Source organism: Candidatus Cloacimonas acidaminovorans str. Evry (genome assembly GCF_000146065.2).
Lineage (GTDB): Bacteria > Cloacimonadota > Cloacimonadia > Cloacimonadales > Cloacimonadaceae > Cloacimonas > Cloacimonas acidaminivorans.
In genome coordinates this window covers 1,136,992-1,160,052 of record NC_020449.1, presented here as the reverse complement: position 1 = coordinate 1,160,052, position 23,061 = coordinate 1,136,992, and the positions used below count along the sequence as shown (strand labels likewise).

Here is a 23,061-nt window from a genome sequence, read left to right as displayed (position 1 = left end):
TATTAAAAACTGCTGTAGTATCCTTATGGATGCTACAGCAGTTAAGGTTATAAGAGAAAAAATAATACGCGAGGTTAAATGTCTATCTTAGATTTAATCGTGAAAGGTGGATTCCTGATGTATGTGCTTACGGTTATTTCCGTAATCAGCATCGGCATCATAATTGAAAAATACCGTCAATTCAGAAAAGTACGCCTATCTAACAATAAACTTCAGCTGTCTCTTAAATCGCAGGATAAACTGGAAAATATCCGCGCTCTTATAAATATGCATAAGAGTGAATGTCCTATGGGACTGATGCTGGATAAACTATTCAACAACGAAAGCGACGATTTGGATTTAATTAACCAGAGTATGGAAGCCACGGCAAATTTGGAATTGCATCGTTTGGAAAAAGGGCTGGGTTGGCTTTCCACTTTTGCGGCAATTGCGCCTTTGATTGGATTTTTGGGCACTGTTATAGGGATGGTGAATGTTTTTATGAAAATTCAGGCAGCCAGTCAAAGCGGAGTTGATATTTCTATGCTGGCAGGTGGAATCTGGGTTGCTTTATTAACTACTGTAGGGGGTTTAATTGTAGGTATTGCGACAATCATTTTTTACAACGATCTGGTGCAAAAATTGGAAAATATCGTGAAAGATATGCAAGAAAATGCAGTGGAATATATCATTAAATATAAGAAGTTAAAACAAGGTAAACTATGAAACTGCGTGTTTCCAAACAGCGAATTTCTACAACAATGCTTATTTCAATGACCGATGTTATCTTCCTTCTCTTGCTGTTTTTACTGATTGCTTCAAACTTCGTAAGCCAAACGGGCTTGCCGATTAAGCTTCCTGGTTCTTCTACTGCTGTCAGGCAAAGTTATCAAACTCTGTTAATTACATATTATAATGACGGACGCCTGTATTTTATGGATAAGCCCATAGAAATTAAAGAACTGGAAACAGTCCTTCAGCAAAAGTACCAAAATCCTGAGCAAGTTGTGCGCATTGCTGTTGAAAAACAAGTTCCGGTGCAAAAACTAATAAATTTAATGGATATTGTCCGTAATTCCGGCTATGAAAGAATCTTTGTTGCCACAACCGTTCTGGAGAAAAAATAGTGCGCCGTTTTCAATTTTCCAAACTTTTCAACGGCTATTTCATCTCTGTAGCATTTCACCTGTTGTTGTTTATTCTTTTTGCCTTCTATGTTATCCAACCTTATGTTCCGGAAAAATGGTATACTTTTGAATGGGAACCCTTAGATAGGACTACCGTGATTGAAACGCATACGGCTAATAAACTGGAAGAAATAACTATGGGTAACAATATTCCCGGAACTGAAGGAATAACTAAACCGGCAGGAATTTCCGGAAAAAAAGAAATAAATGCCGTTAATGGAAATCCTGTAAGTATAGGTGATAGTGAACCTGCTATTGCTATGCCGTTAAATGTGTTACCTCAGGATAATGCTAAAACAACAATTCCTTCCAGCTTTCCTCATAATAGAAATTCCAATGCCTTGAAAGAAGTACCCGGAACCATAACAGGCGGTAATTTCGGCTTTTCTTCTTCCCTGGAAGAAGGTGGAGGAGAAGCATATATAATCAGCCAAACCAAACCTCAAATAAATCCTACTGAAGAGGGTGAGGTCTATCTGGAATTTAAGCTTACTCCTAAAGGCACAGTAGATATGAGCAGTGTAAATATACTTTCTTATACCAGCGCAACTTATGCCGAAGCAGTGAGAAAAGTGATGCCTTCCTGGAAGTTTGGTTTTAAAGGAACTTATAATCCCAAACAACTTTATCGTTTGCGTTGCAGGTTTGTTATCAATGAATAAATATTGCTTTCCGGAACGGACACCTGTTTTAATGGGTATTCTGAATGTTACTGAGGATTCTTTTTCGGACGGAGCACAATTCTTGGACAGAGAATTAGCTATTAAACATACTGAGGTAATGATTGCTGAAGGAGCAGAAATAATTGATATTGGAGCAGAATCAACTCGTCCTGGTTCTTTACCAGTTCCTGCAGAGATACAAGAACAAAGAATAATCCCCATTCTAAGCTCTTTAAAAGAAAAATATCCTAAAGTAACTTTTTCAGTTGATACTCAGGAGGCAACAGTTGCTGAAAAAGCAATAGAGCTTGGCGCTTCTATTATCAATGATATTTCGGCTCTTAGAACCGATCCAGCTTTGGCAGAGCTTTTATCAACAAATCCTGAGGTAAAAATTATTTTAATGCATATGCAGGGAACTCCGCACACAATGCAAATAAATCCTGTTTATCAGGATGTGCTTGTTGAAATAAAGGATTTCTTTCAAGAGCGTATTGATTTTTGTCTTGCCAAAGGGATTTTAAGGGAAAACATAATGCTTGATCCCGGTATTGGATTTGGCAAAAACCTGGAACATAATTTAACTATTCTTGGCAATCTGAGAACATTTAAGGAATTTGGCTTACCGCTTGTGGTAGGTGCTAGCAGAAAGAGCTTTATAGACAAAATTTCACCTTCGTCGCCTGCACAACGCATAGGAGGATGCCTTGCAGCAGCTTTCGTTTCTGCTTGTGAAGAAATTGACATTTTGCGTGTTCATGATGTTCTTTTGCATAGGCAGTTTTTTGAGGTCTTAACTGCTATTGCCAAAGCGCAAAGGGACTAAATGGAATTTTTAATTCCTCGCTTTAAAGATATAGTAGATATCCTTATTATTGCTTTTCTGATTTACCAGGCACTATTGATTGTGCGTAAATCAGGTGGCTATCAGGTTTTATGGGGTCTGCTGTTTGTAGTTGTTCTCTATATTTTAGCCGTTATCTTCAATTTGAAGATGGTTGGTTCACTTTTAAGTGCCATTCGCAATTATTGGTTCATTGCTGTCGTTATTTTGTTTCAACCGGAATTGCGTTCTATTTTAGCTCGCTTGAACCTGCCCCGGGAACTAAGCAAGGTCTTTAGCAAACAGGAAAAATCATCGCTTTATACTCCTCTGATAGATGCTGTTTCTTCAATGAGTTTCCGTAAAATAGGGGCTCTGATTGTGTTGGAAAATAAAAGGAAACTGCATGAATATATTTATAGCGGTGAACCCATTGATGCTATTGTGTCTATGCGATTGATCCTTACTATTTTCAATCCTAAAAGTGTGTTGCATGATGGAGCTATTATTATTCGAGACCAACGCATTATGGCTGCTAAAGTAGTTTTGCCACTATCTAAAAAGGCAGAATATGTGCGTAAATTTGGCACTAGGCATCTTGCCGGTATTGGAATAACAGAAATAAGCGATGCTATTGCCATTATTGTTTCCGAACAAACAGGTCAGGTTTCTGTAGCCAAAGCGGGAAAAATACAAACCAATGTTGCTTTTGAAGAACTTCTACAAATTTTAACCGATGTCACAAAATAAAAAACCTCTGCTTATAGGTATAACGGGAAATATCGGCAGTGGCAAAAGTGCTTTTTGCAATTTTCTGGCTGCTAATGGCTTGAAAGTTATTTCTGCAGATGTGGTTGCCAATCAACATTTGGAAGACCCGGAAATCAAAGAAGCATTAATAAAACGCTATTCTACGGCTATTCTATCTCCTTCCAATGAAGATAATGGCAAAGGTATAATTAATCGTAAAATTTTAGCAGATGTAGTATTTAGCAGTGAACAGGAAACCCAATACTTAAATTCTTTAATACATCCTCTTGTATTACAGGATTTTCAAAGGATAGTGGAACAAAGTAATGAGGAAGCTCTCTGCTTTGAGGTTCCTCTTCTTTTTGAGGCAAATTTACAGGATTGCTTTGATTATATTATATTGATAAGTGCTTCTCTGGAAACACGACTTATGCGTTTGGAAAAAAGAGGAGAAGACAGAACCAAAGCCCAACAAAGAATGCTACACCAGATGCCGGATACGGAAAAGCGTTTTATGGTAGATTTAGTTATTGAAAATGATGGTGATTTGCTTAGTTTACAAAAATCAGCAGTATCCTTTATAGAAAAAATCCCTTATCTACTACATAAAAAAGTCCGCCCTTTTATGTAGCTGGAGGACGCTGTTCCTCCTCATCTGTGTGAAGACAGCTGTCACGAGTCCTCACTGCCAAACATAATAGTGTATAGCATAAATTTTATTTTAGCAGTAACGACTCCTGACTAAAATTGGTAAAAGGAAAACGACAACAATGATGTTTTTCCTTAAAAAAAGGCGGAGCTACAGCGAGCTCCGTCTCCACATTTTTTCAAATTTCCCTTGCTTCCTGCCTGTACAGGAATGACAAAGTGTTTTTTCAATCTAAGTATAATACAATCTCTTGACCTTAAGACCTCATTTTTTCAGCACCATTTTTTGGGTCTCGGAATAATTTCCTGCTTTCATTCTATAGAAATAGATTCCGCTGGCTACAGAACGACCCTTATTATCAGTTCCGTTCCAAACAACGCTATGTTCTCCTGGTTCTAAGGGTTGGTTAACCAAAGTTCGGACTTTTTGTCCTAAAATATTGTAAATAATCAGTTCCACAGGTGTCTTTTCTTTTATACTGAAACTGATTGTAGTTGTAGGATTAAAAGGATTAGGATAGCATCCTTTTAGAGAAGTAACTAAAACAGCAACAGGATCGTCATTGGCAACCGGTTGTCCTGTTCCGTATAAGGGAATAGTATTTACTAAGGCATTGGGATCATCAGAGTTTATTATTAGGTTTCCAGTGTATACCGAGTTTTGTAGGGGCTGGAAATTCACATTAAAAGTAAAGGATTCACCTACCGGAATAATGTATTCCAAATAATAAGCAGGCATAATTGGTTCTCCTAAAGAGAAAGGAGATTCTGTTGCAATAGTTCCCAGCATTGAAGCAGTTCCGCAATTGCAGATAGTTACAGTTTGGGAAACGATGGTATTGACTATAACTTCCCCAAAATCTATAGCTTCCATATCAATTACAAATACAGGAATTCCAATTTGTTCACCTGTGCTGGGGAAAATAATATCATCAAGCCAGGCACAATCACTACCTTGATAGGAACCGTTGTCCTTAACATATTCCCATTTGAAGACATTAGTTCCAGGAGAAACAGGATAAGTAACCTGACTCCAGAAATCATCGGTTCCGCTCCACTGGAATTTTAAAATTCCATTGATGTAGAATTTTAGGAAATCGCAACTTGGTTCAGAAGAGACCTTTTTCCAGAAAGATATTTCTCCTGCTTGAGGGCATTGATAAGTAATGCTTATAGAAGAGCTGGAGTTGTTATTAATGGAAGGTGATTTGGCAGCCATAGAACCATTAAAACTATCTGGAGAAATAGTCCAATTTCCTCCTTCAAAAACCCAGGGGAAATTGCTGAAGCCAAAATCAAAGTTCTCCATTACTATTCCTACTACAATTGTATAGGTATGAATACTTAAGTATTCACCAAACATTGTCATTGCTGTAAGCTGAACAGAAGTTCCCATTGGAATTTGAGAACTGAAAGTTACATTATAAATCATCTGACCAGTTTGGCTAACAGGCAGATTTTCAATAGTGGAAATAATAGGAGTTATCAAATGGGATACTCCATTTACAATCAAAGTAGTGGAAATATCGGCAGCATCACAGTGCCCCGAATTAGTTACATTAAAGGTAATAGTTACATTTTCACCGGCATCAATGCGGCCGTTGTTATTACCTAAACTATCATTTATCTGTAATGGACCCCAGCTAATAGCTGGAGCATACGCTATAAAGTTGCAATTATTTTCAAAGGTTTCTCCATCACTGGTAGCAATAAATATGTGTAAATTTACCGTATGTTCATCGGGAATGCTGTTGGAAAGCTGAATTTGAAAAGTTCCTGCAGAGCTAACAGTTCCATTGGCAATATCTCCAATTGTGAGAGTTGGGTTCAACAGGGTTACATAAGAATCATTGGTGGAAAGAGTAACACTCACACTGGTGGCAGTTTCACTACCGATATTAGAAAGGTTCATATCCAGAAAGACGGTTTCCCCTGTAGTAAAAATATTATCATTAACATCGCTGAAAGTAGTTTCTTCTACCACTAAATAGGGTCCGCTACTGGGTAAAACCTGTATGGTTTGAATATAGGTCTGATAATCAAAAGCAATAATAGTTAAAGTCATATCCATTGGCAGATCGGGAATAATATCCAGATTGATAACACAATTACCTGTAGCATCGGCAATTCCTTTACCATAGATAATGCCGTTATTAGTTAAAGTAATTCTACCGCCGGGAATGGTTTGGACAGCAAAACTGCTCATACCTAAAAACAGGACAGGGTTGTAAGTTGCAGTAATAACCTGAGGGTTTTTGGTCCTCACCATTAAAGATGCATCCCCAAAAATCGTCCAGGTTCTAGCATCATCAAGACCCTGAGAGCCATAAACCTCAAGCATTTTATGAGCGCCATTGAAAAGCAAACTACCTATCCGATGTTTAAAATTTCCCACTAAAAGATCGGTAACTTCATCCTGTGCGCGCATAGGTGGAGCCCAACTTTGATTAATTGTAGAACCCCAAAAAGCTATAGCTCCGGCAGGAGCATTTGTTGTTTCATTTACAGAACGCATCCATGCTTCTGCAAAACAAGTTTGGCTAACAAAGTTTCCATTCACACAAGCAACCGAAACAATAAAAGGTAGCATATAATCATTGGTCAGAGCATTAGCATTGTTATTGTTGAAATTTGTAGTTACCCAATAAGTATCTGCACCATGACCAACATAATTAATAAATCCTCTTCCTTGATTTACAGAAGTAGTCACTTGAGCTGCTGTAGCTCCTGGATCGTAAATTTGATCAACAGTAGTGTAACCATAATTAAGAAGATCTGTTCGAATATTATTCATATGAGCAATATCACTTTCACCCATATCTCCTTGGCCGCCACCACCTTCTGCAGAGGCAATTCCAATTGCTTTTTCCAGCCAGGTTGCACCCGGAGCAATATCTCGTTCATAATATATACTGCGAGTGACTTGAGTTTCCAGTTCAGCTACTGTTTGTGCAGAAAAACGACCCACAAAGATATCATAATAATTATCATTCCCTGCCAAAAGTGCATAGGAAGGATCACTTCCTCCTCCGGAATAAGTAAGAGTGGGAATTTGAGGCGCATCACCAACCAGTTGCACAAACATCAAGCCATCATTCAAATTATATTGATTTTGTATGTAAGTTTTAATATTGGCGGCTGTAGACCCTGCTGTAGTAACATCCACAACATCTACAGTAAAACCAAGTTGTCTTTTCCAATCAACCCAGGGCTGAATAGTAGCATCAAACATACTGTGTTTAATAACTAAAATCCTGCCTTCTTCATCCAGAGAAGGATATTTGGCAGCACTAAAATTAAGGAACATATTCTGATAAGTGCTTTCAAAATAACGGCTATAGGATGTTTTCGGGCTTAAAAGAGCGTTTGTGAGATCAGTTCCCTGAGTATAAACAGAAATATTCAGTTTTGTATAGACCCTCAGGGTTTGAGTAGCAGGATAATATATAAAGGGTTGAAAACGAACAGTTATTCCGCGATAGTCACGCAAAATAAAAGGTTCGGTTAAGTAAGCAATTTCTGCAGGATAACTTTCCCCGCTCTGATAGAAATCGGCAAATGTGTAGGGAATAGTGGCAGGATCAATATCACGGGTTAGATTTCCTTTGGAAGGAGCTACCGGCAAAGTAAGCTCCACATATTCACTATTGGTAATATTCAGATGCATTTTTGCCGTAGCAGGAATAATTAAACTTCTTGCCAAAACAGGAACTTGAGGCATTCCTGCTTCCAGAGTAAGTCCTTCCTTTTTCAAAAAGAGATGAAACCACTGCTCTCCATCAATATTAACGGGTTCGCGATAAAAACTACCCAGAGTAAACTCCAGTTCCATATTATTGGGATTGCTGTTAGTTAAACGAATATCATCAGGATATTGACTAACAACAATTTGTTCAGCTGTTAAGCCAATAAAACTCAACAGCAGAATTACGAAGAATAAGGTCTTTTTCATAGATTCCTTCCTTTGTTGCTGACTAAAATGTAAAGATAATCATTCATTATTTGAACTCTCTTTTCCGTGAAGCAGGCATCCTGATAATAAGGATACCTGCTTCAAACGGTATTTATTTCATTAACATCATTTTTTGGGTAGAAGAATAGTTTTTGGTTTGCATCCGGTAAAAATAGATTCCACTGGAAACATTTTTACCCTGTTCATCTTTTCCGTTCCAGATAACAGTATAATTGCCTGCGGTCTTGCGTTCATTTACAAGATTGCGCACTAATTGACCCTTAATGTTATAGACCTCAATTTTAACCGGTCCTGCTTCGCTAAGTGAGTAATGAATGGTTGTTTCAGGGTTGAAAGGATTAGGATAGTTCTTATGCAGTGCGGTCACATAAGGAATATTAACATTATCATCATTGGCCAGAGGAGTCAAATTAACAGGTATTATTACCATCGGATGATGAGGATCATTAGTCGTAATTTGCATATTAGTTTGAAGTTCACTCACTGAATTTCCAGCAATATAACTGAGAGTGTAGATCACTGTCTGCCCAGCTTCAATCTGGTAGGTATAATTAGCAGGTAAAGCATTGCCGTATTGACTAAGTTCAAAATTGGGGGGACAGGTAATAATTCCCTGCATTGCTATGTTACCCAAATTGCGCAAGGCAAAATCAACGCTCACTGTTGTATTGGGAAGAACATCGGTAAAGTCAATTTGGGTAGTTGTAGTATAGAATATTGCCGTTTCCAAAACTCCCATTCCCGGGAAACGGATATCATCCAACCAGGCACAGTCACTACCTGAAACTGATCCAACATCTTTAGAATATGTCCACTTGAAAATATGGCTACCAGCGGTAACAGGATAGCTTACTTCCGACCAACCAATTTCACCGCTCCAGGAACCGGTTTCATTATTGTCAATATAGAATTTGAGCCAATCGTAATTTGCTTCACTACTTACTTTACGCCAGAACGAAATATTTCCCGCAGAAGGAACTTCCATAGTTATCTGTAAAGTAGTACTGCCATTATTTCCTATAGCACCCGATTTGGCAGCATAATTACCAAAATGGGCATTAGAAGTGCCACTAATAATAGTCCAGGGAATTGTGCTGTTATTTACCCAAGGGAAAGCAGTAAAATCACCGCTTTCAAAACTTTCACCAATAATACCGACAGGGATCATAATACTATGATTCAATAGTTGAATTCCCGCATTCATGGCAAATCCGATAGGAATAACTTCTTCATTAGGACAATCCTGACTGATAAACAAATGAAGAACAATAGGTATACCATTGCCTGCTGTAAGCGGCGGAATGATGAAATTGTAATTATCCAAAGCAGCATAAGGACTGCTTAAAACAATAGCTAATGAACCACCATCAACATTCATATGACCGGTATTGGAAATAGATAAGGATATTGTAACTGTTTCACCTGGCTGATAAATTCCATCGCTATTGCTATCAAACAATGTGTGATTACCAAAAACTACATTGGGAGCGTTGATAGTTAAACTGCGTTGAGTTACCCAGGTATCTTCACCATCGCTAACAGTAATATTGAAACCTGCAAGATGCTGATCGGGAACATCAGGCAGGATGTTGATCTGGAAAGCATTTGTTTGATTAATACTGTTGCCGGAAGCAATATCAGGAAGCTGGATTGTGGCATTATTTAACAAAATATAAGGGCTATCGCAAGTGAGGGTAGCAGTGAGATTAGAAGCGGTTTCAATTCCTACATTATTGAATTGCAGGGAAATATTTATATTGTCACCGGCTTCAGCAATGTTGTTATTTCCATCATTTAATTCCAAAGGTCCGACAGTTACATAAGGTCCCTCATTGGGTATAATTTCTATATTGGCAATTAAGGGTTTACGCAAGGAACGGGTTATTACCAGTTTTGCTATTCCGGGTTCAGTAAAAGGAGTATAATTCAAAGTTAAATTACCACTGGCATCAGCTAAACCAACGCCATGCAATTCGTTGTTCATAGAAAGAGCTACATAGCTGTAAGGATCGGTCTGAATATCCATACTGTTGAAACCCAAAAACATTTGAGCAGGTGGAGTATAGGCATTTTGAGCTGGAATTCCCAAATAAGGAACTAAAGAAGGATCACCCATAATGGAATAAATTTCCCAGTAATAATTTATCCGGCTACTATTGGATTGCACAACTGCCATATTTCCCATTACAACATTGCTTCCGGCATTTCCAGCCCAATCAGCAAAGGGTTCATTATGATCATGAAAGAGAGCATCATAAGCTCCTGTACGACCCGCTACAAAAGGAGAGCCAGTTCCTACAACAGGGGGCTTATATCCAACTCCCCACCAGTAATCTTCATCCCAATAAGTGCTGTTAGTTCCACCGATATAAATTATAGCACCTTTATTAGTAGCACGTAACCATGCTTCAGCAAAGCATATTGGGTTGTCAAATTTACTAGTTAAACAGCAATTTCCCACTACATAACTGTATTTATTAGTATTTTGCAAAGAGTTGATATTACTAATTGAAAAGTTAGGATTATACCATTCAGTTACATCACCATGCGCAGTGTAATTTATATAGCCCATTCCATTGGAAGCATTTTGCACAATTGCTGATGCCGAACTTCCCGATGCAGGATAGAGATAAGTGTGGCTGGTAATATTATGAGCAGGATTAAAATAATTATTAGTTCCGTAGTTAATCTGGCCATTGGCATGGGTAGTGGAATAGTAACTATCAACACCAGCAATCATAACTACTTCGCTTAAATAGGCATCGCTGGGCATTGTATATTGTTCATACATCAAGGTTTTATTCACCTGATTGGTTACTTCGGCTACAGAAGTTGCGGAAAATCTACCAAAATACATTTCCGGCATATAATCAGTTCCCTGTAAACGAACATAAGTAAGATCAGTGGGATGTGAACCTGCATTTCCATTATTGGTAGGAACCTGAGCAACATCACCTACAATAAGAAGATAAGAAGGAGCGGGATTTTCGGATGTAGCTGAATTCCACAAATTTTGCATATATGCCTTTATGCTGGTTGTAGTTGTTCCGGTTATAGAAGTAGGCGCTACAATTACATTGTAACCTTCTTGTTTTTTCCAGTCAATAAAAGGTTGCATCGGAGCAATAAAGTTATCCGGTAGAATGATTACATAGCCAATCGGATAGCGGAGAAAAGAAACCTTTGGTGCATTATAATTGATAAGTGTTTGTGCAAATACACCTTCAAAAGCGGGAGAATATGTTTTTGCTTGAAGTTCATTGGTAGCAATAAAGTTCGCCCCACTAAAAGCAACTTTAACTTCCGCCTGATAAATTACCTCTATCTTTTTGAGAACAGGATTGTATTTTATAGGTACAAAATCAACAGCAAAAATTCTTGTTCCGCGCATCATTCCGATTTCCGTTACAGTAATGGAAGGGTTATCAGTCCACATATTGGCATTATAGAAATCTCTGTTTACTTCAAAAGGTAATTGCTCCAAGTCCGCTGACTTGGAAACCGATTCCTGACGCGGCATTAGAGGATATAAAACACCCTGTTCATCCAAATTAATAACCTTAGCACTACTGCTGACAATATTGGCAGTAACATTTGCTCCTAAGGGAACACTAATCAGCTGTCGCATTAAAGGTAATGCTGGTAAGCCAGTAACATTAGTAGTAGTGTAATTTAAGGCATTTAGTTCAGTAAAAATACCTTCCTTGGTATTAATTTCTCTAAACTGTAATTCATCTACAGCATAAGCGATAGAAAGCCCCGTATCGCTTTTTTCCAGCAATTGCACTTTTGCCGGATTATCTTGTAATTTTATGGTTCCACTGGCAGCTACTAAGATAGCTGTTGTGAAAACCAGTAAGAGTATGAAAGAAATCTTCTTCATTACTTCTCCCTTTATATTATTCTTATCTTTATATATTTTACTGCCTCTACATATAATATAAGCAAGAATGAAGCCGAAAACAGTAAAATATTGTAATTTTAGAGGACGAAACCCCAAAATAAATCTTATCCGAGTTGTTGATTATTCGCTAACATTTACATAAATAAATGAGTTAACTTATTTAGCTTAATAGCATTGCATAAGCATTACGGACTCATTGCTAATGCCATTAGTAATAGGTAAGCAATGGGTAAGCAATGCTATTAAGGAAGAATTGAAAAATGTTTTGTAACATCATAAGAATATGAATGTTAGCATTGATGCAGAGGTAAAAGGAAATTATAATAACCGTTAAATTTGTATTGGGGAAAAAGAAAATCGGTAGTCCACAATTTTCATCTGCATTAAATTTTTTGAGCTGGGAGAAGTTATTTGGTTTCGGCTTAAATTCCTTTACAAAAAACCCTTCTTTTATTTTTGGTTATTTATATTGATTGCTAAAGAAGGAGATATAAATGCCCAAATTGATTACGAAATTTGACCCCGTAATTGCTAGGAAAAATGCAAAGCGTTGTAAAGAAAGAGGAATAATTCTTCCTACAATTCGTCAACAAATGTTTCCGGAAACCATCCCAGAAACGATAAAAGAAAAACTTCAACCCGTTGGACTTTGGGATATCAATCCCTTGAATCTTTTTCGGATTACTTGGAAAAATGACATAAAAACAGGACTCTTTGGCAAGCCCAATTTTTTGGAAATACCTTCAGAACTTTCCGGAGTTAAAGCCAGAATTATTGGTTTGGTAGGAAAATATTTTCCTACAGGAGCTCATAAAGTTGGAGCTGCTTACGGATGTTTGGTTCCGCGTTTGGTAACGGGAACTTTTGATCCCGAAATTCATAAAGCCGTTTGGCCTTCAACAGGAAATTATTGTAGAGGGGGTGCTTTTGATTGTGCTCTTTTAGCTTGCCCGGCAGTTGCTATTTTACCTGAAGAAATGAGTAAAGAACGTTTTGATTGGTTGCGGGAAATTGGAGCGGAGGTTTTTGCCACTCCCGGATGTGAATCCAATGTAAAAGAGATCTATGATAAATGTGCAGAATTGCGTTCAGACCCAAGTTATGTTATTTTGAACCAATTTGATGAATTTGGCAATTCTTTTTGGCACTATCATATTACCGGTAATGCTATTGCTGAGGTCTTTGCAATGATGCAAAAACCGGGCAATCGTTTAAGCGGATTTGTTAGTGCTACAGGCAGTGCAGGAACAATTGCAGCCGGGGATTTTCTGAAAAAACATTTTCCCCTAATGAAAATAAACGCTTCGGAAGCTATGGAATGTCCCACTTTATTAATGAATGGTTTTGGCGGTCATCGGATTGAAGGAATCGGCGATAAGCATATTCCCTGGATTCATAATGTCCGGAATACGGATATTGTAAGCGCTATCAGAGATGAGGATTGTATGCGGCTTTTGCGTTTATTCAATGAACCGGCGGGATTAAACTATTTAAAGAAAAATGGAATAAAACCGGAATTGGCAGAAAAACTGGAACTTTTAGGTATATCATCCATCTGCAATCTGCTGGCTTCTATCAAAATGGCAAAGTATTTTGAATACAATGAAGATGATGTTATTGTCACGGTTTTTACGGACAGTGCCGAAATGTATCAATCCCGTTTACAGGAACAAACAGCGTTAAAAGGCGAATATACTGAATTGCAAGCGGCTTTAGACAGAGAATCAATTCTTCAGGCACAAAGTTATGATAATTTGCTGGAATTAAGCTATTGGGATAAAAAGCGGATTCATAATTTGAAATACTATACTTGGGTAGAACAACAAGGTAAAACATATCAGGAAATCCTTCAGCAATGGGAACCGGAATATTGGATTGAGACATTTGAAAACAATCTTGAGGAATTGGATAAAGCAATTGAGGAATTCAATAGCTTAGGACAGAAGATATAAAGCTGAGGACATAGAGATTAGGGCTGAGAGAATTTTATGAAGGTGACAGCTATCATTCTTGCTTCGGGTAAAGGGAACCGATTTGGTTTGCCTAAAGCCGAAGTGAAAATTCAAGGTCAAAGCTTTCTGGAAAAGATTAAGGAGACCTTATCCCAGGCAGATGTGGATGATATTTTTACTGCAAGATATGAAAATACTGCCGATATGCTTTCTACTTTACGCTTGGCTGTTAAGGAATTGAAAAATAAACAGAAAAATAGCGGTTTCCTTATTTTTCCGGTAGATTTTCCTTTTGTGCAGGCAAAAACGGTTCAGGAACTTATTAAATGCCATAAACAAAATCCGGATGCTATTATTCGCCCCGTTTATCAAAATAAAAGCGGACACCCTGTTTTGCTACCTTTTTTGTTAAACTTGGAACAGGACGATAAAAAACAGGGTTTGAAATATATTATTCAGAACTGCGGTTTACCGATATTTGATGTATCGGTTGAGGATGATGGTATCTTAAAAAACATAAATACAAAAGAGGATTTGGAGTTATGGATGCCCAAGAATTGATTTTCGGAAGACATAGTGTACGGGATTTTTTACCCGACCCTATTCCTATAGATATTATAAACCAAATTCTGGAAGCGGGAAGATGCGCTCCTTCAACTCAAAATCGTCAGCCCTGGCGTTATCTGGTTTTTACGGAAAATGCCAAAATTCGGAAGTTGGCATTAAACTGCGGATTGATAGGGCTTTCCAATTTTTTCATTCATAATGCGCCCTGTTTAATTATTGCCTGTGCCGATTTGAAGGATAATATAAAAATTAACGGACAAGATTATTATTTGGTAGATACGGCTATTTCCTTTCATCAAATGCTATTGTATGCCCGCAACTATGGCATTGAAAGTTGTTGGCTGGCTGCTTTTTCCGAAAAGAAACTGAAGAGTTATTTAAAACTTCCCGCTCAGTGGAAAATTGTAGCTATGGCACCTTTGGGATATCCTGCAGAGAAAAAAGGATTATATTCCAAAGCGGTTAGCGGTTTTGCCAAAAGTAAAGATAGAAAGCCACTGGAAACAATTGTCCGTTTTATGTAAAAACCCTTTTATTCACCGAATTTAGATTCGGCAAAAGACGAAGTATAAATTGCTTTTATCTAATTTCGTTACTTGTAGCAAAAGGAAATTTGCCACCCCATTCTTTCCCAAAGAGTTATGAAGAAGATTATTCATATTGATATGGATGCCTTTTTTGCGGCAATAGAAATTAGGGAAAATCCCCGTCTGAAAGGCAAATGTGTAATCGTTGGAGGACCTCCAAACAGCAGAGGTGTTGTTTCCACCTGTTCTTATGAAGCCCGTAAATTCGGAGTTCATAGTGGAATGAGCAGTTACCAGGCATGGAATTTGTGTCCTGAGGCAATTTTTATTCACCCTCACTTTAATTTATATAAAAAGGTCTCCCATCAGATAAGGGAAATTTTTTATCAATGGACTGATTTGGTAGAACCGCTTTCTCTGGATGAGGCATATTTGGATGTTACCGAAAACAAATTGGGCGAAGATGATGCCGTTAAAATAGCCAAATTAATTAAAGCGGAGATTTTGGAAAAAACGGGACTAACTTGTTCTGCCGGAGTTTCTTATAATAAATTCCTCGCTAAAATCGGCAGTGATTTGAATAAACCGGATGGTTTAACTTATATTCCGCCGGAAAAGGCAAGCGAAATTCTTTTTGCTCTACCCATTGAAAAATTTTACGGTATCGGCAAAGTTACTTCTGCCAAGCTAAAGAAAAAGGGGATAAATAATGGAGCTGACCTCTATAAATACGAACTGAAGGACTTGATAAGATTATTAGGGAAAGCTGGTCATTTCTATTATTATGTTGTTCGGGGTATTGATAAACGCGAAGTGATAACCGAATTTGAACCGAAATCTTTAAGCTGTGAAACAACTTTTTATGAGGATATTGATAATTTGGATTACCTTTTAATTATTTTACAACAGCTTGCAGAACGCTTGTCCAACCGTCTGAGACAAAAAGGCATTAGAGGAAATAACATAACCCTGAAAATAAAATACGATAACTTTGAACTGATTACCCGCAGTTCTAATACACCTTCTTATATCAATAAAGCTGATGAATTATTTGCTTACGGCGAACAGCTCTTAATTGCCAATTGGGATAGTTCCCGGAAAGTCCGTCTCCTTGGTTTGGCTATTGGCAAACTGGACAATACTAATACGGATGAACAATTATTCATTCCGCTTTAATATAGCCGGTAAACCTTTCTGTAACAGGTTGCTGAAGACAATTAACAAAAGTCCGATAAAAGTAGCATAGTGGATACTTTCTTTTAATACGGAACTGATAAAAAGTAGCGATAAAAAAGGAGTAAAGAAAATCAGATTAGAAATAACAGCCGTATTATCGGTCAATTCAAGGGCTTTATTCCAAAGCAGAAAAGTTAAACCCATCTCAAAAATGCCTACATAAATACCTCCCAGAATGCCGTAACCGTAAATTGCTTGGGGCGTAAAAAGAGATTTATGCGTAAAAAGAGCAAAAAGAGCTATAAACAAAAAGCCGAGAAAAAAATTGTAATTGAGCTTCGTAAGAGCAGGTCTTTTATCCTTAATATTTAAAATCCAGTAAAATGCCCAAATAATAGAAGTTGAAACGGCTAAAAATGAACCTAAGGCATCATCAAACTGTAAGGAAGTAATCTGCCCTTTTGTAGAAATAACCCAAACCCCGAAAAAACTGATGAGCAAAGAAACAAAATCAATAATCCGAAATTTTTCTTTCAACAGCCAAATACTGAATAAAGCTAATACAATTGCCCAAGTGTAATTTAACGCTTGCGCTTCTTGAGCTCGCAAACGGGAATATGCCTCAAAAAGCATTAAATAATAGATAAAAGGATTAAGCAATCCCCGCATCAAAGAAATTTTCAGATTCCTGCCTACTGTTTTAAACAACTCCTTCGTCTTAAAGAGAGAAGGGTTACTAACTGCGTTAACAATTCCCAGAAAAAGAAAAGCCGTTAAAGAAGCAAAAAATAACAATCCCACAGGGGTTAAATAATTTAAAGCCAATTTAAATGCTGTGCTGATTGTTGACCAGGCAAGAATAGAAGCCCCGGCAAACAAATATGCCTTATTTTGGTTGGACATTAAATAAATTCCTTTGGCTCATATTTTGTCCGAAGTCATTTGCTATTTTAGTTAGGAGTCATTAGCGCCTTAATAATTGTAACCCCTGAAATAAATTATACAGCGCTTATGACTCGTGACAGCACAAAAATCTTTCACGCAGATTATATAGATATCGCTGATCTATATCTTAAAAACTTCTTACGGAGGAACGGCGTCCTCCGACCATTCCTACATTTTCAACCAACCCAAAACAATTAAGGCATAGTTTTTTTGATGGCAGTATATTTGGTTTCCAATTGTTTGTTTCCGGTTTGTTGAGCAGCCCAGATAATATATTCAACGGCTATTTTATTGGATTTATCCCAATTATACCACTGTTCGGCATATTTAATCAGTTCCTGCCAATTTTGTTTATTGTAAAGATAGGTGGCAAGCAAACTGAAATCATCCTCATTCGGACGGATATCCAATAACTTTTTAAGATAGAATATTGCTTGATCTATATCATTAAGTTGAGCAGCAATAGAACGGGCATTATCTAAAAGATCAACATTATTTGGTTCTATTTCCAAAGCAGTTTTAGTGGCGGACATAGCTTTTTCATAATCCTTCAGTTCATAGTAGCAAGCAGAGATATTCATCAAATTATCAATATTTGTAGGAATTTGAGGTCTTGCTTTTTCAAAGTATTTTACGGCTTCAGCATAGTTACCCTTATTGTAATAGAAGGTTCCCATTTCCATTAAATATTCCAGTTTATCAGGATCTTTCTGTAACAATTGCTGAAGGATTTGTTCGGCTTTAACATCATCTTTAAGATCAACCAGATAGATATTTTTAAGCTGGATCATTGGTTCAGGACGTTCCGGTTCCAGTTTATGTGCTAGCTCATAAATTTCCATAGCGCGTTGCGTGTTTCCTGCTTCTTTTTCTTTGCCTGCAGCCAGGAAAATCCTGGTCCAAGCTCTTTCTTTCCTTTTTTTCATATCTCTCAGGTCAATACGATCCTGATCCGTAAGATTGGGAAATTGTTCAGTAACGCTAATTGCTTTGGCATAATAATGGTAGGCATCTTCGTAAAATTCAACTTCCCGGGCTGTAAAATTTTCCGCTTTAAACAAACTGATATCACCCAAGCGTCTTAAGGCAATAGCATGATCCGGATTATCTTCAAGGACTTTCAAATAGTATATTTCTGCTTGTTCCACATCTTGTTGGGAATAATATACATCGGCAGTTTTCAGATTAACATTTCCCTGGGGACTAAGTTTTTGACGAGCGGTAGAACAGGCAGTTAGCACTATAAGCATTAGGCAGACGATGATTATTTGCTTTTTCATCCACTTTTCTCCTCGGATTTATTTCTTTTTGCACAAAAAAATTGAATGTGCCAAAAAGTCAAGATAATTGTTTCCGGAAGGTTGTAGTCCTCTTCAACCAAATTAAGTCACGAGTCCTTATTGTTAAATAACTTTGAGGGATATGTAAAATTCTTGAAGGCAATGACGACTCCTAACTTATAAATGAACAACAGGGACATTGTTCATTTTGTTACACAAGATTATAAATTACTCGGGCAAAAAGTAACAGTAAAGCGAGAATAAAAACATTTCTGATTAGTTTATTGCCTCTTAAAATAACCAGTTTAGAACCCAGAATATTTCCTGCTATTCCACATAAGGCACCCGGAACAGCAAGCGGGTAATAAATATTGGAAGCAAAGGCAAATGTAATCAATGCAGATAGATTGGAAGCCAAATTTACAACTTTGGTATTACCATTAGCGGTTACAAAATCATAGTGTAAAAGGGAAGTATAAATTAAAATCAGAAAAGTTCCTGTTCCAGGACCGAAGAATCCATCATAAAAGCCAATTCCCAGTCCCGCTATTCCTCCCAACAGCATACGCAATCTTTTTGCCAGAAACTCTGCTTTGCTTTGCATCCCCAGATTTCTGTTCAACAAAGAAAAAATAGCTACTGCAGGAATCAGGATAATCAATAAATAATTGAGTACTTGTGAGGAAACCCTTAATGCCGTTGAAGCACCAAGCCAAGAGCCAATTATAGCCATTCCGGCACTTACTAAGGCAACAGGAATATCAATCATTTTAGCTTTGAAATAATTGGCAGTGGAAAAAAGAGTTCCGCAACAGGAAGAAAATTTATTAGTGCCTAAAGCTAAATGAGGTGGTATTCCGACACTCCAATAAGCAGGCAAAGAAATTAAACCTCCACCTCCAGCTATGGAATCAATAAAACCGGCAAGAAAAATAAAAGGCAGGACGATAATATAATCCAGGGGACTTAAAATAATACTTTGCATAACTTATATTTCCGCCTTAAATTCCAGTTTTAATTCATGCGAACTTGATTGTTTTGGATAATCCGAAAAACGATAATCCAGGGTAATAAGGCAAAAAGTATTGATTCTATAAACACCGCTTAAATTTGCAGAGGGAATCCAGCCCGCTCTTTTTTGGGGTAGAAAGGAAAAATACTCACTTCCCGAAAGGCGATTATAAGTTATTGCCAGAGAAGCAGAAAGGCGGTATTTTTGCATAAATACACTTTTCAGGGAAGGAGAAAAGGCAAAAGAATACAGACGATAATTTTCACTGCCATCTTGCTTTCCTCCGGATTCCGAACTACAGCTCAGTTCTGCCTGAATATTGCTTTGCGGATTCAAATTACGCTGAACTAAAGCACTGGCACTTATAATATCAGTTTCGCTTAAATAATGTGTATCGCGATTGGTCTCATTGCTGAATTGTAGACGGGTATTATAAGCGTTAAACCCTTTAATATCAAATTGAGCGACTTGGGAGAAACTGAAAGTTCTATCCGGTGTTTGATATCTTTTATCCAAAGTTCGGTCCATTGAAATCTGAAGATTGGCAGTAAGTTTATTACGAATCAAATCCAGCCACAGAACTTCTTCTATATTTTGTCTGCCGTAAATTGTTGTTTCTTCATTGTATACTGATCCGGGTAAAAAGAAATAGCTTTTCCAATTATTGCGTTGAGAACTTTGTTCAATCAAATTTATGGAAGTATCGCTCTGTAAGCGCTTCATAAAATCCCTGGAAGAAACATTGCCCGGTTTCCAGTAAAGGTTTAGCAGACAATTTATTTCTGAGGATAAACTTCCCGTGCTGCTTGTAATATAAACCCAATCGTAATCACCATCCGTAACACTTACCCCGGTGCTGTCATAATAACCCAAACCGGAACCCACATATTGCAATTCACGGATTTTGGGATAAAATTCGGTTTGATTGAGTTGATAGTTACTGTAAAAGCCAATAGAATTTTTCAGAAAGCTATTGCTGGAACGGAAATTAATCAGGTCGTAATTGGATTTGGGATTGGAAGTGGAAAATGGCTGTTTGACTTCACGATGTGTTACATCCAGGTCAATACGCTGTTCACCAAGGTTAATCATTTGTTTTAAGGCGTATGTATTAGAGCTGGAAATTTCGTTCCAGGCATCATTTTCTTGGAGTTTGGTTTTATCTGTTGTATAGGAAAGCTGGGTAAGAAAGGATGAGGGATTTCCGATAGTGATTCCGGGGTTTGCTTTCAGATAGCTGTTCCCATAATTTTTTGTATCCAAAATGTTATATAGTGTCTCAAAACGCAAGCGCAATATTTTCCAAGCCCAGGAAATATCTCCCTGATGATATTGCAAAGTTCCATCCCTAACATCGTCATTAGCATAATCCTGTACCGAAAGAGTGCTATGTAAATTTATGGCAGGCAGCAACCCTTTTCCCGAAGAGGAAGAAGTGAAACGCAATGCTTGTAAAGTGTATAAATCATAAATCCTACGGTAGCGCAAAAGGAGAGATGCATTCCAATTTGTTTGCTTACGACTTATTTGAATATTGCTTTCCTGCTGTGCCAAAGAATCGGCTGTTTCTATAGCTGCGAAATCATATTCTGCATCGGGATTGCGATATTTACCAAAGAGATAGGTTTTTTCACTGCGTTGTTCGTGTTCCAACCTGAAAGAATAACGAGAAAAAGGAACTTCCAAATAAGCATAAAGCAAACCGGCATCATTATCCTCATCATCCTTTACCGAAAAAGTATTACGATCATTTACACTGCCTAAAACTTCAACCCCAGCATTCAAATTATCTTTAGAATAAGCAACAGCCAAATCCAGATTTCCCTTTTTTTCAGGGGGCACCAAAAGTTTTTGAGGTAGCCAAGAACCCATTTTTGAACCTAAATAACGATATTTCCCAGGAGAATATTCTTCATAATCACCGTTTCCACTGCCAACATAGCTGAAAACAATATTATAACAGGCAAGAGAATCACCTGGAGCATATTCATAGTATTCAATTTGGGACAACTGCATTAGTTTATAATCACCTGTTCCCGCTTCAACTAAATAAATACCTTCACCCCAAACAAAATTATCCCCTGCAGATTTTAAGGAATCCAAATCGGCAGAACTGAATTCATAGAGCAAGGGATTTTTCTTATCATCTTGTTGCCAGATAAAATGATGTGTCAGCGTTAAATGTTCTGCAAGCTGTAACTGAGAAGAATTGAGATAACTGCTTTGAGGATAATATTCATCGGAATATTGAAATCGTGCCAATACATTATTGGAAGAGCTAATAAGATGTTTAAACATTACACTGCCTTCGCTGTAATCAATACTGTAATCAATTCCCCTTTCCCATTTACTGCCATCCACAAAAATCTCTTCACTACCGGCAACGACAATAAAATTGGATTGGGTGTCATTAGCTCTTAAATAATAAGGACCCTGTTTTCCGTCTATGATCGTTATTTTTACGGAGGCATTTTTACCTCCTCCTGCAGAGAAAGCTGTTTGGACATAATGTTTACCCCTCAGCCAGGCATTTAGCCCTTCAAATTTGCTGTAATATTCCATATAGCGTGTCCCGGTGTATTTTAGCGTCAAATCACCCATTGCAAGTTCATATTTAGGACCATAAATACGGATGAAAACATTATCCAGGGAACTCAATTCCTTGGAATCACCTTCAGGAGAAAGTTTTGATTGGCTATCGGAAAGCTGGGCATTGATGTAAACATTGTGGGCAAGCTCACCGGAAATGTTTACAAACAGAGATTGCTTCAAATCAAAAGTAGATTCATCGGAAAAAGTGATGGCAAATGTTTTTGTGCCTTGAATATCCAAACGGGCATCTTCTGCCAGAATAGGATTTTTACGCTTTTTAATAGAAGTTAGCAAGGTATCACTATATTCCTGAGGTTTCCAATGTTGTAACGGAACAGTTAAAAATTCCGGCACAAGAATATATTCCACTTTTAGAACAGGAACTTCGGGTTGTGTAAGCAAAATCAATTCTGCCTTTTGATGATTTACCCAATAATCTGTTCCTTCCACTAATAGCAATGAATCAGCCCAAACGGAAACGCTGTTCTTAATTATAGGTGAATTTGCCAGAGGATATTTATAGCGATTAGGTTCTAATTCAAGATTATGTTCTATAACCAGGGACTGAGCAAACAGTGTAGTAATTCCAAGGAAAAAGAGCAAACTAAAGAAACAGGGCTTGTTTATTGCCACCTGATTAAACTTTATGGATAACGTAGGTTACAACACCCCAAATAATGAAGTCCATTCCTTCCTGAATGAGAATTGGTTCAAATTCATCATTCTCCGGCACTAAATAATATTTTTTCCCTTTAATTTTCAGTCGTTTTACTGTTAATTCACCATCCACAATAGCAATTACTATGCGGTTATTAGTTGCCTCCAATGCTCTATCTACAATCAGAATATCATCGGGCATAATTCCTGCACCCTGCATTGAATAGCCATCAACTCTTACAAAGAAAGTTGAGGCAGGATGAACTATCAAATATTCATTCAAATCAAGCTTGCCTTCAATATAATCCTGTGCCGGAGAAGGAAAACCGGCAGGAATTTTGGAACTCATCAAGGGACGATATTGTTTTTTCCCTTGAGTAGCAGAATAAATAGCTTTTATTGAGCCGTCACTATGTAATTTCATTGT

The 23,061-nt window shown here is 37.5% G+C and carries 17 protein-coding genes; 10 read left to right on the top strand and 7 right to left on the bottom strand.

Annotated features, from left to right (window positions below; genetic code table 11):
* Positions 1-78 precede the first annotated feature (78 nt).
* The 6 genes from CLOAM_RS04700 to coaE are packed head-to-tail and all read left to right on the top strand — an operon-like array spanning position 79 to position 4,032.
* On the top strand, positions 79-705 hold the full coding sequence (locus CLOAM_RS04700) for a MotA/TolQ/ExbB proton channel family protein (RefSeq protein ID WP_232502654.1): 627 nt from the start codon (positions 79-81) through the stop codon (positions 703-705).
* Positions 702-1,106 carry an ExbD/TolR family protein gene (locus tag CLOAM_RS04695; RefSeq protein WP_044278937.1) on the top strand — a complete coding sequence of 135 codons (405 nt, stop codon included), beginning with the start codon at positions 702-704 and terminating at the stop codon, positions 1,104-1,106. The genes CLOAM_RS04700 and CLOAM_RS04695 overlap by 4 nt, the downstream gene beginning before the upstream one ends.
* Positions 1,106-1,828: a hypothetical protein gene (locus CLOAM_RS04690; protein ID WP_071818969.1), complete on the top strand. Its 723-nt coding sequence runs from the start codon at positions 1,106-1,108 to the stop codon at positions 1,826-1,828. Before CLOAM_RS04695 ends, CLOAM_RS04690 begins: the two co-directional genes overlap by 1 nt.
* Positions 1,821-2,654 (top strand): dihydropteroate synthase, encoded by an 834-nt coding sequence (folP, locus tag CLOAM_RS04685; protein ID WP_044278936.1) that lies wholly within the window; start codon positions 1,821-1,823, stop codon positions 2,652-2,654. The genes CLOAM_RS04690 and folP overlap by 8 nt, the downstream gene beginning before the upstream one ends.
* The gene (gene cdaA, locus CLOAM_RS04680; RefSeq protein ID WP_015424717.1) at positions 2,655-3,401 is read left to right on the top strand and encodes a diadenylate cyclase CdaA; all 747 of its coding nucleotides are present in this window, start codon (positions 2,655-2,657) and stop codon (positions 3,399-3,401) included.
* A complete protein-coding gene (coaE, locus tag CLOAM_RS04675) occupies positions 3,388-4,032 on the top strand; it encodes a dephospho-CoA kinase (protein ID WP_015424716.1) in 645 nt (214 codons plus the stop codon). Before cdaA ends, coaE begins: the two co-directional genes overlap by 14 nt.
* 282 nt (positions 4,033-4,314) lie before the next feature.
* Here the strand turns inward: coaE and CLOAM_RS04670 are convergent, their stop codons facing one another.
* Together CLOAM_RS04670 and CLOAM_RS04665 are read right to left on the bottom strand one after the other, a co-directional pair.
* Positions 4,315-8,001 carry a C25 family cysteine peptidase gene (locus tag CLOAM_RS04670; RefSeq protein ID WP_015424715.1) on the bottom strand — a complete coding sequence of 1,229 codons (3,687 nt, stop codon included), beginning with the start codon at positions 7,999-8,001 and terminating at the stop codon, positions 4,315-4,317.
* A 112-nt stretch (positions 8,002-8,113) separates the two neighbouring features.
* Positions 8,114-11,905: a C25 family cysteine peptidase gene (locus CLOAM_RS04665; protein ID WP_044278935.1), complete on the bottom strand. Its 3,792-nt coding sequence runs from the start codon at positions 11,903-11,905 to the stop codon at positions 8,114-8,116.
* 515 nt (positions 11,906-12,420) lie between these two features.
* On the opposite strand from CLOAM_RS04665, the gene CLOAM_RS04660 reads away from it, so the two are divergent.
* From CLOAM_RS04660 to dinB, 4 genes are all read left to right on the top strand, one after another.
* Positions 12,421-13,878, top strand: a complete 1,458-nt coding sequence (locus tag CLOAM_RS04660; protein WP_044278934.1) for a pyridoxal-phosphate dependent enzyme — start codon at positions 12,421-12,423, stop codon at positions 13,876-13,878.
* A gap of 36 nt (positions 13,879-13,914) precedes the next feature.
* The gene (locus CLOAM_RS04655) at positions 13,915-14,439 is read left to right on the top strand and encodes a nucleotidyltransferase family protein (RefSeq protein ID WP_044278933.1); all 525 of its coding nucleotides are present in this window, start codon (positions 13,915-13,917) and stop codon (positions 14,437-14,439) included.
* Complete coding sequence (locus CLOAM_RS04650) at positions 14,421-14,969, top strand: nitroreductase family protein (protein WP_015424711.1); 549 nt, start codon at positions 14,421-14,423, stop codon at positions 14,967-14,969. The genes CLOAM_RS04655 and CLOAM_RS04650 overlap by 19 nt, the downstream gene beginning before the upstream one ends.
* A gap of 117 nt (positions 14,970-15,086) precedes the next feature.
* A complete protein-coding gene (dinB, locus tag CLOAM_RS04645; RefSeq protein WP_015424710.1) occupies positions 15,087-16,148 on the top strand; it encodes a DNA polymerase IV in 1,062 nt (353 codons plus the stop codon).
* On the opposite strand, the gene CLOAM_RS04640 is transcribed toward dinB, so the two are convergent.
* The 5 genes from CLOAM_RS04640 to CLOAM_RS04620 form a co-directional block, all read right to left on the bottom strand.
* The gene (locus tag CLOAM_RS04640; RefSeq protein WP_015424709.1) at positions 16,131-17,051 is read right to left on the bottom strand and encodes a DMT family transporter; all 921 of its coding nucleotides are present in this window, start codon (positions 17,049-17,051) and stop codon (positions 16,131-16,133) included. The genes dinB and CLOAM_RS04640 overlap by 18 nt on opposite strands.
* A gap of 236 nt (positions 17,052-17,287) precedes the next feature.
* Complete coding sequence (locus CLOAM_RS04635) at positions 17,288-18,373, bottom strand: tetratricopeptide repeat protein (RefSeq protein WP_015424708.1); 1,086 nt, start codon at positions 18,371-18,373, stop codon at positions 17,288-17,290.
* A 211-nt stretch (positions 18,374-18,584) separates the two neighbouring features.
* The gene (locus CLOAM_RS04630) at positions 18,585-19,358 is read right to left on the bottom strand and encodes a sulfite exporter TauE/SafE family protein (RefSeq protein ID WP_015424707.1); all 774 of its coding nucleotides are present in this window, start codon (positions 19,356-19,358) and stop codon (positions 18,585-18,587) included.
* 3 nt (positions 19,359-19,361) lie between these two features.
* Complete coding sequence (locus CLOAM_RS04625; protein WP_015424706.1) at positions 19,362-22,610, bottom strand: hypothetical protein; 3,249 nt, start codon at positions 22,608-22,610, stop codon at positions 19,362-19,364.
* 4 nt (positions 22,611-22,614) lie between these two features.
* Positions 22,615-22,983: a LexA family protein gene (locus tag CLOAM_RS04620; RefSeq protein ID WP_044278931.1), complete on the bottom strand. Its 369-nt coding sequence runs from the start codon at positions 22,981-22,983 to the stop codon at positions 22,615-22,617.
* Positions 22,984-23,061 lie beyond the last annotated feature (78 nt).

Coding starts and splice junctions, on each gene's coding strand:
- CLOAM_RS04700 (WP_232502654.1), top strand. CDS start 79: ATGTCTATCTTAGATTTAATCGTGAAAGGTGGATTCCTGATGTATGTG.
- CLOAM_RS04695 (WP_044278937.1), top strand. CDS start 702: ATGAAACTGCGTGTTTCCAAACAGCGAATTTCTACAACAATGCTTATT.
- folP (WP_044278936.1), top strand. CDS start 1,821: ATGAATAAATATTGCTTTCCGGAACGGACACCTGTTTTAATGGGTATT.
- cdaA (WP_015424717.1), top strand. CDS start 2,655: ATGGAATTTTTAATTCCTCGCTTTAAAGATATAGTAGATATCCTTATT.
- coaE (WP_015424716.1), top strand. CDS start 3,388: ATGTCACAAAATAAAAAACCTCTGCTTATAGGTATAACGGGAAATATC.
- CLOAM_RS04670 (WP_015424715.1), bottom strand. CDS start 8,001: ATGAAAAAGACCTTATTCTTCGTAATTCTGCTGTTGAGTTTTATTGGC.
- CLOAM_RS04665 (WP_044278935.1), bottom strand. CDS start 11,905: ATGAAGAAGATTTCTTTCATACTCTTACTGGTTTTCACAACAGCTATC.
- CLOAM_RS04660 (WP_044278934.1), top strand. CDS start 12,421: ATGCCCAAATTGATTACGAAATTTGACCCCGTAATTGCTAGGAAAAAT.
- CLOAM_RS04655 (WP_044278933.1), top strand. CDS start 13,915: ATGAAGGTGACAGCTATCATTCTTGCTTCGGGTAAAGGGAACCGATTT.
- CLOAM_RS04650 (WP_015424711.1), top strand. CDS start 14,421: ATGGATGCCCAAGAATTGATTTTCGGAAGACATAGTGTACGGGATTTT.
- dinB (WP_015424710.1), top strand. CDS start 15,087: ATGAAGAAGATTATTCATATTGATATGGATGCCTTTTTTGCGGCAATA.
- CLOAM_RS04640 (WP_015424709.1), bottom strand. CDS start 17,051: ATGTCCAACCAAAATAAGGCATATTTGTTTGCCGGGGCTTCTATTCTT.
- CLOAM_RS04635 (WP_015424708.1), bottom strand. CDS start 18,373: ATGAAAAAGCAAATAATCATCGTCTGCCTAATGCTTATAGTGCTAACT.
- CLOAM_RS04630 (WP_015424707.1), bottom strand. CDS start 19,358: ATGCAAAGTATTATTTTAAGTCCCCTGGATTATATTATCGTCCTGCCT.
- CLOAM_RS04620 (WP_044278931.1), bottom strand. CDS start 22,983: ATGAGTTCCAAAATTCCTGCCGGTTTTCCTTCTCCGGCACAGGATTAT.